The 13,411-nt window shown below is 63.6% G+C and carries 10 protein-coding genes; 4 read left to right on the forward strand and 6 right to left on the reverse strand.

What is annotated here, in order from left to right:
- Position 1: 1 nt before the first annotated feature.
- Positions 2 to 1,600, reverse strand: coding sequence for a malate synthase A (gene aceB / locus NHH88_19795; GenBank protein USX11936.1), 1,599 nt, complete (start codon positions 1,598 to 1,600; stop codon positions 2 to 4).
- 203 nt (positions 1,601 to 1,803) lie between these two features.
- Here aceB and NHH88_19800 point away from each other — a divergent pair, with 203 nt between their 5' ends.
- Positions 1,804 to 2,718 (forward strand): LysR family transcriptional regulator, encoded by a 915-nt coding sequence (locus NHH88_19800; protein ID USX11937.1) that lies wholly within the window; start codon positions 1,804 to 1,806, stop codon positions 2,716 to 2,718.
- 123 nt (positions 2,719 to 2,841) lie between these two features.
- On the opposite strand, the gene NHH88_19805 is transcribed toward NHH88_19800, so the two are convergent.
- The 4 genes from NHH88_19805 to NHH88_19820 form a co-directional block, all read right to left on the reverse strand.
- The gene (locus tag NHH88_19805) at positions 2,842 to 3,045 is read right to left on the reverse strand and encodes a cold-shock protein (GenBank protein USX11938.1); all 204 of its coding nucleotides are present in this window, start codon (positions 3,043 to 3,045) and stop codon (positions 2,842 to 2,844) included.
- Positions 3,046 to 3,335: 290 nt separating this feature from the next.
- Positions 3,336 to 3,698, reverse strand: a complete 363-nt coding sequence (locus NHH88_19810) for an Hpt domain-containing protein (protein USX11939.1) — start codon at positions 3,696 to 3,698, stop codon at positions 3,336 to 3,338.
- A gap of 7 nt (positions 3,699 to 3,705) precedes the next feature.
- Positions 3,706 to 4,356, reverse strand: coding sequence for a uracil phosphoribosyltransferase (gene upp / locus NHH88_19815; GenBank protein USX11940.1), 651 nt, complete (start codon positions 4,354 to 4,356; stop codon positions 3,706 to 3,708).
- Positions 4,357 to 4,392: 36 nt separating this feature from the next.
- Positions 4,393 to 6,108: an isovaleryl-CoA dehydrogenase gene (locus NHH88_19820; GenBank protein USX11941.1), complete on the reverse strand. Its 1,716-nt coding sequence runs from the start codon at positions 6,106 to 6,108 to the stop codon at positions 4,393 to 4,395.
- A gap of 407 nt (positions 6,109 to 6,515) precedes the next feature.
- On the opposite strand from NHH88_19820, the gene NHH88_19825 reads away from it, so the two are divergent.
- Complete coding sequence (locus tag NHH88_19825) at positions 6,516 to 8,192, forward strand: EAL domain-containing protein (protein USX17385.1); 1,677 nt, start codon at positions 6,516 to 6,518, stop codon at positions 8,190 to 8,192.
- Positions 8,189 to 9,685, forward strand: coding sequence for an HDOD domain-containing protein (locus NHH88_19830; protein ID USX11942.1), 1,497 nt, complete (start codon positions 8,189 to 8,191; stop codon positions 9,683 to 9,685). The genes NHH88_19825 and NHH88_19830 overlap by 4 nt, the downstream gene beginning before the upstream one ends.
- A 30-nt stretch (positions 9,686 to 9,715) precedes the next feature.
- Here NHH88_19830 and aroC read toward each other — a convergent pair whose 3' ends face one another.
- Complete coding sequence (gene aroC / locus NHH88_19835; protein USX11943.1) at positions 9,716 to 10,813, reverse strand: chorismate synthase; 1,098 nt, start codon at positions 10,811 to 10,813, stop codon at positions 9,716 to 9,718.
- Positions 10,814 to 11,113: 300 nt separating this feature from the next.
- On the opposite strand from aroC, the gene NHH88_19840 reads away from it, so the two are divergent.
- The gene (locus NHH88_19840; protein ID USX11944.1) at positions 11,114 to 13,381 is read left to right on the forward strand and encodes an EAL domain-containing protein; all 2,268 of its coding nucleotides are present in this window, start codon (positions 11,114 to 11,116) and stop codon (positions 13,379 to 13,381) included.
- Positions 13,382 to 13,411: the final 30 nt, after the last annotated feature.

Raw genomic sequence — 13,411 nt, forward strand, 5'->3', positions numbered from 1 at the left:
TTTAAATCTCTTCATACAGCGGCAAGGTCAGGAACTCGGCGAACTCGGTCGACGTCGACATCTGTTCGAAGATCTGGCCGGCGCGCACATACGTCGGACCGTCGCCGCCCGGCGCGTCACGCTGCACTTTGGCCAACTCCTCCGGTATCATCGCGCGCACCATGTCGGCCGTCACTTTGCGGCCGTCGTCCAGCACGCCCTTGTCCGAACGGATCCACTGCCACACCTGCGAGCGGCTGATTTCGGCCGTGGCCGCGTCTTCCATCAGGTTGTGGATCGGCACGCAGCCGTTGCCGGCCAGCCAGCTACCCAGATAATGGATGCCGACGTTGATGTTGTAACGCAGGCCGGCCTCGGTGATCGGCGCTTCCGGCTTGAAGTCCAGCAGTTGTTCGGCGCTGACGTCGATGTCCGGACGTTGCTTGTCGATCTGATTGGGCTTGTCGCCCAACACCTTGGTGAATTCGGTCATCGCCAGTTCGACCAGGCCCGGGTGGGCGACCCAGCCGCCGTCGTAGCCGTCGGTGGCGTCGCGCGCCTTGTCGTTGCGCACGCCGCCCATCGCCACTTCGTTCTTTTCCGGATCGTTCTTGATCGGGATCAGCGCGGCCATGCCGCCGATGGCCGGCGCGTTGCGCTTGTGGCAGGTTTTAAGCAGCAGCAACGCGTAGGCGCGCATGAACGGCGCCGTCATCGTTACCTTGGCGCGGTCGGCCAGGCAGAAATCCTTGTCCAGCTTGAACTTCTTGATGCACGAGAAGATGTAATCCCAGCGGCCGGCGTTCAGGCCAGAGCTGTGCTCGCGCAGTTCGTACAGGATCTCGTCCATCTCGAAGGCGGCCAGGATGGTCTCGATCAGCACGGTGGCCTTGATCGTGCCCTGCGGCAGGCCCAGTTCGTTCTGCGTCATCACGAAGATGTCGTTCCACAGGCGCGCTTCCAGATGCGATTCCATCTTCGGAAGGTAGAAGTATGGGCCCGCGCCGCGCGCCAGCTGCTCTTTGGCGTTGTGGAACATGAACAGCGCGAAGTCGAAGATGCCGCCGGAGATGCGCTTGCCGTCGACTAGCACATGTTTTTCATCCAGGTGCCAGCCGCGCGGACGCACGACCAAGGTGGCGATCTTGTCGTTGAGCTTGTAGGACTTGCCGTTCTGCTCGAGCGCGATGGTGCGGCGCACGGCGTCGAACATATTGATCTGGCCGGTGATCTGGTTGTCCCAGTTCGGCGTGTTGGAATCCTCGAAGTCGGTCATGTAGCTGTCGGCGCCCGAGTTGAAGGCGTTAATGACCATTTTGCGCTCGACCGGACCGGTGATCTCAACGCGACGGCATTCCAGCGCTTTCGGGATCGGCGCGATTTTCCAGTCGCCGGCGCGGATGTGCGCGGTCTCCGCCAGGAAGTCCGGACGCTCGCCCGCGTCGAGGCGCTTGGCGCGCTCGACGCGCACCGCCAGCAGCTGTTGACGGCGCGACTCGAACTCGCGTGTCAGCTTGACCACCAGCGACAGCGCCTCGGCGGTGAGGATGTTTTCGTAGCCGGGCTTGATCTCGCCGGTGATTTGCATGCCTGCCGGCAAAGTGATGGTGGACTGCGTCATATGGTCGATCTCCGTAAGAAAATATTAACTTCCATACCAAATTATAAGCACGGATGCTGCGGATGCGCGCCTGAATCTTTTAGTGTGGCTGCTCGGTTACGCGGCGTTCTGTTTTACAGTATATTCACTCATAAGTTATGCAAACGAGACTAAAAATCACTTCATCTATGCGTTTTTATCACAAGTGAGAGGTATGCCGGTTCATGGGCCAGTTCAGACAAATATCGACCTTCGTTGAAGTCGTCGCCAGGGGCAGCCTGTCGGCCGCCGCCCGGGCCGAGGGCATCGCGCCGGCCATGATCGGGCGCCGCCTGGACGCGCTGGAAAGCCGCCTTGGCGTCAAGCTGTTGCAGCGGACCACGCGCAAGCTGGCGCTGACGGACGAAGGCGCGGCCTTCCTGGAGGATTGCCAGCGCATCCTGGCGGAGCTGGAGGAGGCCGAATCGGCGGTGGCCGAGCGCAGCGCGCACGCCACGGGCCATCTGATGATCTCGGCGCCAGCCGGCTTCGGCCGCCAGCACGTGGCGCCGCTGCTGCCCTCCTTCCTCAGCGAGCACCGCGACGTCACGGCCACCTTGAACATGAGCGACCGCGTGGTCGACATCGTCGGCGAGGGCATCGACGTGGCGATCCGCATCGCCAGCCTGGCCGATTCCAACCTGGTCAGCGTCAAGCTGGCCGACAACGAGCGCGTGGTGGTGGCCGCCCCCTCCTACCTCAAACGCTACGGCGAGCCGAAGACCTTGGCCGATCTGGCCAAACACAATTGCCTTGCCATCAGCAGCGAAGGCAGCCAGCGCGGCTGGACCTTCCGCGACAACGGCAAGAACGTGGTGTTGAAGGTGAACGGCAACATGGGCTGCAACGACGGCCAGGTGCTGCACGATTGGGCGCTGGCCGGCAAGGGTCTGGCGTGGCGTTCGATGTGGGAGGTGGGCAGCGAGATCGAGGCGGGCAAGCTGCGGACGGTGCTCGATCAGCACGCGGCGCCGGGCAACGATATCTACGCGGTGTTCGCGCAGCGCCGTCACCTGCCCTTGCGGATACGCGCGTTCGTCGATTTTCTGCGGCATACCTATGCGCAGGGGGATTACTGGCGCAAATCAGGAAAGCAATGAAGGGACAATAAAGAGAAGCAATGAACGAGAGCAATAACGCTTATAAAACTGCAACAACAAAACTCTGGACGAAAAAAAATCCTCGGATACCGAGGATTTCTTTATTTCGTTTGATTCAGCGTATTACAGAGGCTGAATGTTCGAAGCTTGCTTGCCCTTAGGACCAGCAGTCACTTCAAAAGAAACACGTTGGTTCTCTTGCAGCGACTTGAAGCCTGCGGACTGAATCGCCGAGAAGTGAGCGAACAGATCTTCGCCGCCTTCGTCAGGGGTGATAAAGCCGAAGCCCTTCGAATCATTGAACCATTTTACGATACCAGTTGCCATTACAATTCCTATTTCAGTTAAGTTGGGCTTGCGCCCGTGATATCGTTTGAGGCAAGAAAGAAATGACAGACTAACTGCACTACTCTTGAATCTAAACGATCCCGCATTATACCCATTTACGAGAGAAAAGCACGTGTTCACGAAAATAAATGCAAACCGTCGCTTTTTTTGGTAGAAAAACCGAGTTGTTCGGGCTTCCCGCCGGTACTTCCTTCCCTCTCCGTGAGTGGTGTAACTGTCACTATAGACAAGTAAATGATAACTGGTTTGATTTACATCAAGCGCACGGCTCAATCGAAAACTGTTGCGCGGGCGTCACGGGCGGCCCAGCGCAACAGTTTTTCCACCTCGGGAACCACCGCATTCCAGCCTGAACCGGAGGCCATCGCCTCGCGCAGCATGTGCTCGATGCGCCGCGCCTCCTGACCAAGCGTGCCGAAGCCGAAGGTGCCGGCCGATCCGGCCACGCCGTGCAGCAGCTCGTGCAGCTGATGCATCGCCGCTTCGGTCGGCGCGCCTCCGTTCGCGCTTTCGGCGACACAGACGGCCAGCGCCGACGTGATCTTCTCCATCGTCACCGGTACGGTCGCGGCGAACTTTTCGTTCAGCGCAGCCAGGCGCGCGCGGAAATCTGGATCGACTGGAGTGGCCATGACGTTATTATTTGGTGCCGAAGATGCGGTCGCCGGCATCGCCCAGGCCCGGCACGATGTACGCGTGTTCGTTCAGGTGCGAGTCGAGCGAGGCGCAGTAGATCTTCACGCCCGGATGCGACTTCTGGAACACTTCGATGCCTTCCGGCGCGGCCACCAGCGCCAGGAAGATGATCTGCTCGTCGGTCACGCCGCGCGATTTGAGCACGTCCACCGCGTGCACCGCAGAATTGCCGGTGGCGACCATCGGGTCGCACAGGATGAAGGTGCGCTCGGCCAGATCCGGCAGACGCACCAGATACTCCACCGGCTGGTGGGTGTCGGGGTCGCGGAACACGCCGATGTGGCCCACGCGCGCCGACGGCACGAGGTTCAGCAGGCCGTCGCTCATGCCGATGCCGGCGCGCAGGATAGGCACGATCGCCAGTTTTTTACCGGCGATGACGGGTGCGTCGATGGTCATCAGCGGGGTTTCGATGGTGCGGGTGGTCAGCGGCAGGTCGCGGGTGATCTCGTAACCCATCAGCAGCGTGATTTCCTTGAGCAGTTCGCGGAAGGTACGGGTCGATGTATCCTTCTCGCGCATGTGACTCAGTTTGTGTTGGATCAGCGGATGGTCGGTGATGAACAGATTGGGAAAGCGCGGATCTTGTTTCATTGTTTGCTCTTTTTTGACAGTTATCGCGCCATTATACTAGGCAAGCACCAGTGCCCGACCAAGAATCGCCTCGCAATCCACGCCCGCCGGCAGCCGTCCAAAGGCTCCTCCGGGCTCGCGCGCCAGCCGCGAGGCGACGAACGCCGATGACACATATAACGGCGCATGGCGCAGCAGCAGGCCCGCCTGCACCGCCAGCACCACGCGCTCGGCCAACAGCCGCGCGCCGAATTCGTCGGCCTGCGGCTGGCCCAGGTCCGCGAGCAGCGCCTGGATGTAGCGCACGTAATCGCCCTGCCCCGGTATTTCGCCCGCGCCCTCCCCGACTGCGGCCAGCTCCAGCTCCGCCGCCAGCGCCTCGCGCGCGGCCGGGGTTTTGCCGAAGGCCCGCAGCAGGTCCAGGCACATCACGTTGCCCGACCCCTCCCAGATCGAATTGACGGGCAGCTCGCGGTACAGGCGCGCCAACGGGCCGTCTTCCACATAGCCGTTGCCGCCGATGACCTCCATCGCCTCGGCGCCGAAGGCAGGCCCGCGCTTGCAGATCCAGTATTTGCCGGCCGGCGTCAGGATGCGCGCCAGCAGCTGCTGCGCCGGATCGCCGGCCTGGTCGAAGCAGCGCGCCAGCCGCATCGCGAACGCGGTGGCGGCCTCCGATTCGAGCGCCAGGTCCGCCAGCACGTTGCGCATCAACGACTGCTCGGACAGCGGCCTGCCGAACGCCGTGCGGCCGCGCGCGTGGTGCAGCGCGTGCGTCAGCGCCGCCCGCATCGCACCCGCGCTACCGAGCACGCAGTCGAGCCGCGTGTGGCCGCCCATCTCCAGTATCGTCGGGATGCCGCGTCCCGGCTTGCCGATCAACCAACCGTGGGCGCCGGTGAACTCAACTTCCGACGAGGCGTTGGAGCGGTTGCCCACCTTGTCCTTCAGCCGCTGCACCCGGATCTGATTGCGGCTGCCGTCCGGCAGATAGCGCGGCAGGAAAAAGCATGACAGCCCGGCGCTGCCGCCATCGTCGGTTTGCGCCAGGATCAGGTGCGCATCGCTTTGCGGCGCCGAGAAAAACCATTTGTGGCCGACGATGCGGTACACATCAACGCCCTCGTCGCCATATAACGCCCGCGCTTCGCCGGGTGTCAGCGGCGCGGCGCGGGTGGTGTTGGAGCGCACGTCGGACCCGCCCTGCTTCTCCGTCATGCCCATGCCAACGATGGCGCCGCGCTTTTGCGCGACAGGCAGCGAGCGCGGGTCGTATTCCATCGACAGGATCTTGGGCAGCCATTTGGCGGCGATCGCCGGCGCCTGGCGCAGCGCTGGCACGCAGGCATAGGTCATCGTCACCGGACATTGCGATCCGTTCTCCACCTGGCCGAACATCAAATACTTCGCCGCCCGCGCCACCTGCGCGCCCTCGCCGCCCAGCCAGGGGGACGCGTGGGCGCCGTTCTCTATTAGTAGCGTCATCAGGCTATGCCAGGCCGGATGGAACTCCACCTCGTCGATGCGGTTGCCGGCGCGGTCGAAATTGTGCAGGGCCGGCGGATACTGGTTGGCCAGGCGCGCCAGGTCCAGCGTTTCGGCGCGGCCCAGTTGCCCGCCCAGCGCCTGCAGCGCATCGGCCTGCGCGCCACCGCCCTCGCGCATCAGCGCCTCCCGCAACGCGGGGTCCGCCGTAAACAGGTTGAAATTCTCCAGCGGCGCGACGGTGTTGCGCACCTGATGGGTATCGAAAGGGGTGTCGAAAGCGTTCACGGTAGGCTCCTCCCGGGCGGTGCCGGTGCTCAATTGACAAGCCAGACTAGCGCAAACAAAAGCGCCAGGCAAGCGCGCGCATCGTCACCGCGCGCGGGCGCCGCGCGGCGGCAAACCGCGCTCGCGGCGGCCCTACTTTCCCTCTGACCGCATCTTTTTAGAGGTTTCTCAATAGAAATGAGTAAAACTCGACGGAATGTTGTCTGTTTTCATGTAAATCCAAACTCATCAGTGATACATTTCGTTCTGGTTTTGCAAGATAAAAGCAATCCAATTGTTACATGAACAACTTGAAAGTGTAGAACCACGCGATGCACCCCACTCATCCATCACAGCCCGAGCGCGACGAGCGCACTGAATCGGACCACCACGCGGACCACCACGCGGACCACCTCGTGGACCACCTCATGGAGGAGGCTGGCGATGTCGTTTTCCGTCTCGACGCGCTCGGCGAGATCGCGTTCGCCAGCCGCCGCGCGACCGCGCTGCTGGCCCGTTCGGACGCGCTCACCGGCGGCACGCTGACCAAGCTGATATGCGAAGCCGACCAGGCGCCGCTGGCGGCCGCCCTGGCCGAAGTGACCGAAGCGCGCACCACGCGCCTGGTCGAAGTGCGTTTCAAAACCCCGGATGCGGAGGTCTGGCACGAGTTGCGGATCTCCTGCCACGTCAACCGGCAAAACGAGGTCGCCGGACTATTGGTCGTCGGGCGCGACATGTCGATCCAGCACGCCACCGAGGAACGCCTGCGCCACATGGCCACGCACGACGCGCTGACCGAGCTGCCCAACCGCCTGCTGCTGTCGGACCGCATGCGCATGGTCATCGCCAACGCACGCCGCTCCGGCCAGGGCTTCGCGGTCGCCACCATCGGCCTTGATGGCTTCAAGAAGGTCAACGACGGCCTGGGACACCCGATCGGCGACGCCCTGCTGCGCACGGCCGCCGCCCGCCTGCGCAAGACCCTGCGCGACAGCGACACCCTGGCCCGCGTCGGCGGCGACGAATTCGTCGCCATCCTGCCCGGCACCGCCACCGAGGCGCAGATCAAACTGGTCACCGGCCGCCTGATCGCCACCTTGCAGTCGCCGTTCGAAATCGACAGCCACACGATCTATGTCGGCGCCTCGGTCGGCGTCGCCGTCTATCCGACCCACGCCGAGGACGAGGTGCGCCTGGTCGCCCTGGCCGATGCGGCCATGTCGCGCGCCAAGGAAACCGGCAAGGCGCGCTGCGTGGTCTACAGCCCCGCCGAAGCCGGCCCGCCGGCGCACGACATCTCGCTCGAAGCGGCGATGTTCCAGGCGGTGCGCGAGGGCGAGTTCCTGCTCTACTACCAGCCCATCGTGGACGCCAAAACCCGCGAGATCCAGGGCTTCGAGACCCTGATGCGCTGGAAGCATCCAACCCTGGGCATGGTGCCGCCGGCCCGCTTCATCCCCATCGCCGAGACCAACGGCTTGATCAACCTGCTGGGCGCCTGGGCGCTCAAGGCCGCGTGCGTGCAGCTCAAACAGTTCGAGGAGGTGGCGAAACGCCCCCTCTACATCTCTGTTAATATTAGCCCCCGGCAATTCCGTAATAATAAGTTTCTCGACGTGCTCGACGACGCCATCGCGTTTTCGGGCCTACTTGGTGAGCAATTGGTGTTAGAAATCACAGAAGGCACATTGATGATCGATCCGGTCCACGCGGAATCGATCCTGTCCAAAATGGCGGAGCGCAAGGCCCGCATCGCCATCGACGATTTCGGCACCGGTTACTCTTCGCTCGCCTACCTCAAACGCTTCCCGATTTCCGTGCTCAAGATCGACCGCGCCTTTATCCGCGACCTGCCCGCATCGCAAAAGGACGGCGCCATCTGCAACGCCGTGCTCGATCTGGCCAAGCACCTGGACTTGTCGGTGGTGGCCGAGGGTGTGGAAACGGAAGAACAGCTGCACTTCCTCGAGCAGCGCGGCTGCCAATACATCCAGGGCTACCTGACCGGCAAGCCGATGGCCGCCAACGTCGCCCTGGCCGCGCTCAGGGAAAGCATCCACGTCAAGATGGTGCCGGCCGAACTGCGTCAGGTGGCGCAATGACGGACAGCTTCAAAGCCAGCACGCCGTTGGGCGACAAAACGCTGGCCGAGCTGTGGGACTGCACCCGCCGCCGCGGCGACATGCCCGGCTTCGCCAAGGCCATCACGGCCATCCTGAGCGCCATGCGCGGCGAGGACGAACAGGAATTCAACATGACGCGCACCGTGCTGTCCGATCCGGTGCTCACGCAAAAGGTGCTGCGGCTCGCGAACAGCGGCATGTACTCCGCCTTCGGCCAGCACGTCAACACCGTCTCGAAAGCGGTGCTGGTGCTGGGCACCGAGGCGATCGGCCATCTGGCGCTCGGCCTGAAGCTGATCGAGGAACTGGCCGGCACGTCCAACGACGCCACCATCGCCCACATCGAAATGGAAAAAGCCGTGCTGGCGGGGATCGTCGCCCAGCAAATCGCCTACACGGCCGAAAGCCAGCATGGCGAGGCGGCCGTGGTGTGCTCGATGCTGCACACCTTGGGCCGCATGATGGTGACCTTCTACATGCCGGAACGCTGGAACGAACTGCAGCACCTGGCCGACCAGGATGGCCGCGCCATCGACGACGTCGCGCCGGACATACTGGGCCTCAGCATGGAGGAGATCGGCCACGCCGCCGCCCTGCACTGGGGGCTGCCGGCCAGCCTGGTCAAGGGCATGCGCAAACTGGCGCCGACCGGGGACGGCGCCGAAGTCAGCGCCTCCGACTGGATCGCCGGCCTGTCGACTATGTCGGCCATGTGCGCCGAATCGCTGTGGCACGACGACCCGGCCGGCGCGGCCATCGTCAAGCAGCTGACCGAAAGCTATTCGGTGATGCTGGGCGTGGAGCCGGCCAATCTGATGCACGCCATCGAACAAGCCAAAGTGGTGGCGGCGAACGACCTGACCATCGCCCCGCTCTCGCGCCCCGCCGAGCGGCGCGCCAAGGCGCTGGCCAAGACGCGCCAGCGCGCGGCCGGCAACCAGATCCTGCTCAGCGGCCTGGCCGACATGCGCGACATGCTCGACACGGCCAGCCCGGGCCAGATGGTGCAGATCGCGCTGGAAACCGTCTACAAGGGATTGGATTTTTCGCGCGCGGTGGCGTTCGTGCGCAACCGCAAGGAGAGCCACTATTCGGCCAAGATCTCCTTCGGCGAAGGCACCAAGGAACTGCTAACGGCGCTGACATTCGACGACGCCTACGAACCGAACGTGTTCCACGCCGCCCTCAATAGCGACCGCGTGATCTTCATCGAAAACGCGCGCGACGCCAAGTTCGCCGCCAAGCTGCCGCTGTGGTGGAAAAGTTCGCTGGCCGAGGCGCGCAGCTTTGTGATCCTGCCGTTGTCGGCGAACGGCCAACCGGCCGGTTTCCTGTACGGCGATTGGGACGACTCCTTCCCGCCGATCCAGCTAAGCCAGACCGAGTTCTCGCTGCTCAACGACATGCGCATGCTGGTGGTACGCGCGGTGGAGCGGCGCCACGCGCAGGAAATCGTCAGCAGCCGCGTGTAAGCAGGCCGGCTATGGCGCCGGCCGCTTCGCTTACAGCGTGATATCCGGAGTGGATACCTTGACGTCGCCGCATTGGGCGCGGTGCATTAGCGCGTGGTCGATCAGCACCAGGGCCAGCATGGCCTCGGCGATCGGCGTGGCGCGGATGCCGACGCATGGGTCGTGGCGCCCGAACGTCTCGACCACGACCGGGTTGCCGTCTTTGTCGATGGAGTCGCGCGGCGAACGAATGGACGAGGTCGGTTTGATCGCGATCGACACCGTGATGTCCTGGCCGGTCGAAATGCCGCCCAGCACGCCGCCGGCGTTGTTGCCGATGAAGCCTTGCGGCGTCAGCGAATCGCCGTGCTCGGTGCCCTTTTGCGCCACCGACTTGAAGCCGGCGCCGATTTCCACACCCTTGACGGCGTTGATGCCCATCATCGCGTAGGCGATGTCGGCGTCGAGCTTGTCGTAGATCGGCTGGCCCAGGCCCACCGGCACGTTGCGCGCGATGACGTCGATGCGCGCGCCGATCGAGTCGCCGGCCTTGCGCAGCTCGTCCATCGCCGCCTCCATGCGGGCGATCAGGTCGGCGTCGCCGCTGGCGGCGAAGAACGGGTTGTCGTGCACGTGCGACCAGTCCTGGAACGGCACCGGGATATCGCCCAACTGGCTCATGCAGCCGAGGAATTCGGTGCCGTATTGCTGCTTCAGCCATTTCTTGGCCACGGCCGCCGCACCCACCACCGGCGCCGTCAGGCGCGCCGACGAACGGCCGCCGCCACGCGGATCGCGCACGCCGTACTTATGCCAATAGGTGTAGTCCGCGTGGCCGGGACGGAAACTGTCGACGATATTGCCGTAATCCTTGCTGCGCTGGTCCTCGTTGCGGATCAGCAGCGCGATCGGCGTGCCGGTCGTCACGCCCTGGTACACGCCGGACAGGATTTCCACCGTGTCGGGCTCCTTGCGCTGGGTGACGTGGCGCGACGTGCCCGGCTTGCGGCGGTCCAGTTCCGGCTGGATGTCCGCTTCCGACAAAGGCAAACCCGGTGGGCATCCATCGATCACGCAGCCGATCGCCGGGCCGTGCGACTCACCAAAAGTAGTAACAGAAAACAATTTGCCAAATGTATTGCCGGACATAGGAAGAGAATCTTCGGAAAAAGGTGGAAAGTTCCTCATTCTACCAGCCTGCCGCCGCTAGCGGCCGGCCATGACAATAATTTGCATATAAACAAGTATTGCTTGATAATATGGCCGATGGAAACCTTGGCAAAATATTATCCAGTTGTGACAAGTAACAGACAACTATGCGACAACTGTGCGGCAAGTTGCATACGGGTACGTAACCTTACGTCCAAAGGTCGGGAAATCCGCGTTCTTTTTGACATTCCGCTATATACTTGATTACAAGAACACCGAGAAATCCTGGAGAAGCTACACATGCCCCCACCGATCACGCCACTTGAGCCCTCAGCGGCCAAGGATGATCAAGACGATCTGGTATTCTTGGAAGAACATCCGGCGGCGCCCGATGCCTCGGGCGCGCGCAACGTATGGCGCGTCATGATCATCGACGATGACGAGGACGTGCACTCGACCACCACCTTCGCGCTCGGCAACCTCGACATGCAGCACCGGCCGCTCGAATTCGTGCACGCGTATTCGGCCAGCCAGGCGCGCGAAATGCTCGAATACGAACCGGAGATCGCCGTCATCCTGCTCGACGTGGTCATGGAACAGGACGACGCCGGCCTGCACCTGGTGCGTTATATCCGCGAGACCCTCAAGCTGGCCGACGTGCGCATCATCCTGCGCACCGGACAGCCCGGCTACGCGCCCGAGATCGACGCCATCCGCGATTTCGACATCAACGATTACAAGACCAAGTCCGAGCTCACCCGCATCAAGCTGTTCACGACAGTGACCTCGGCGATCCGCTCGTACGAGCAGATCCGCAAGATCAGCGACAGCCGGCGCGGCCTGACCCAGATCGTCCAGGGCAGCACTGAACTGATGAGTCTGCACGGCGTGAAGAATTTCGCCGCCGGCGTGCTGGCGCAGATCGGCGCGCTGCTGTGCCAGGACAACAGCGGCGTTCTGTGCGTGAAGGAATGCCCGGACGAGAGCTGCCACGAACTGGTGGTCATGGCCACGTCGGGCGCCTACGGCCACCTCGACAACACCATCCTGACGGCCGACAAGGACCCGCGCGCGTACGAGGCCATGGAACTGGCGCTGCTGGAGCGCCGCAACATCTACCGCCCCGATTCGGTCACGCTGTATTTCGCCGGCAAGGCCAGCCGCGATTTCGTCGCCCACATGGACGTCTGCCGCCAGCCCGGCGAGATCAACGAGCGGCTGCTGGACGTCTTCTGCAGCAACGTCGCCGTCGGCCTCGACAATGTCGAACTGGTCTCGCACCTGCACAACGCCGCCTTCTACGACCAGCTGTCCAAGCTGCCCAACCGCACCCGCCTGGTCGAGATCCTCGACGCCACCCTCGCCGGCCCGTCGCGCGAGGCGTCGACGCTGTCGCTGGTCGACCTCGACCACTTCGCCGAGACCAACGACGCGCTCGGCCACCAGTTCGGCGACCTGCTGCTGGTCGCCGTCGCCGGCCGCTTGCAGTTCGAGCTGGGCGGCCAGTTGACGGTGGCGCGCATCGGCGGCGACATCTTCTGCCTGGTGGGCGACTCGGCGCAAGTCAATCCGGGCAAGATCCTCGCGCTGTTCCAGCCCCCGTTCAGCATCGACGGCCAGGATGTGCAACTGTCGGCCACCCTGGGCCTGGTGCGGCTGTCGGAGCACGAAGGCAGCGGCGCCGACGCCCTGAAGGACGCCGACATCGCCCTCAAGCGCGCCAAATCGCAGCAGCGCGCCGGCCACTTCTACTTCTCGCGCAGCATGGGCGTCGAGATACGCGAACGGGTGCGCATGATGCACGCGCTGCGCACCGCGTTCGGCCAGAACCAGCTGTTCGTCGTCTACCAGCCGCAGATCGACCTCGCCACGCGCCGGCCGGTGGGCGCCGAGGCGCTGCTGCGCTGGCAAACGCCGGACGGCAAGTTCATCTCGCCGGACCGCTTCATCCCGATCGCCGAGTATTCCGGCCTGATCATCGACTTGGGCGAATGGGTCATGCGCACCGCCTGCCGCGAGCTGGTCGACCTGCGCAAGGCCGGGCACCACGACTTCATGATGTCGATCAACGTCTCGCAGGTGCAGTTCCGCCATCCGCACTTCCTGGAGATGCTGCGCAAGGCGCTGGAGGACACGCAGGCGCCGCCGCAATACATCGAGCTGGAGATCACCGAATCGATGGCCATGGAAGAGCCGGACATGCTGATCAAGATGCTGGGCCAGATCAAGCAAACGGGTGTCAGCATCGCCATCGACGACTTCGGCACCGGCTTCTCGTCGCTGTCGTATTTGCAGCGGCTGCAGATCGACCGCCTGAAGATCGACCGCGCCTTCGTCACCGAGATCACCGGTTCCGCGCGCGGCAGCAGCATCGCCGAGATGGTGATCCAGCTTGGCCGCAACCTCGGCCTGTCGGTGATCGCCGAAGGCGTCGAGGACGAGCGCCAGGCGCAGATCCTGCAGGCGCTGGGCTGCCCGCTGGCGCAAGGCTTCCTGTTCGCGCGCCCGATGACGGCCGCCGCGCTCGACGGCTGGCTCAGCAACGACGCCCTCGAAGGCGCCGCGTAAGCGCCGCCGTCCCTTCCCCCTTTTAAGGCC

The organism is Oxalobacteraceae bacterium OTU3CAMAD1, from assembly GCA_024123915.1.
In the GTDB taxonomy this organism is placed as follows: domain Bacteria; phylum Pseudomonadota; class Gammaproteobacteria; order Burkholderiales; family Burkholderiaceae_D; genus Rugamonas.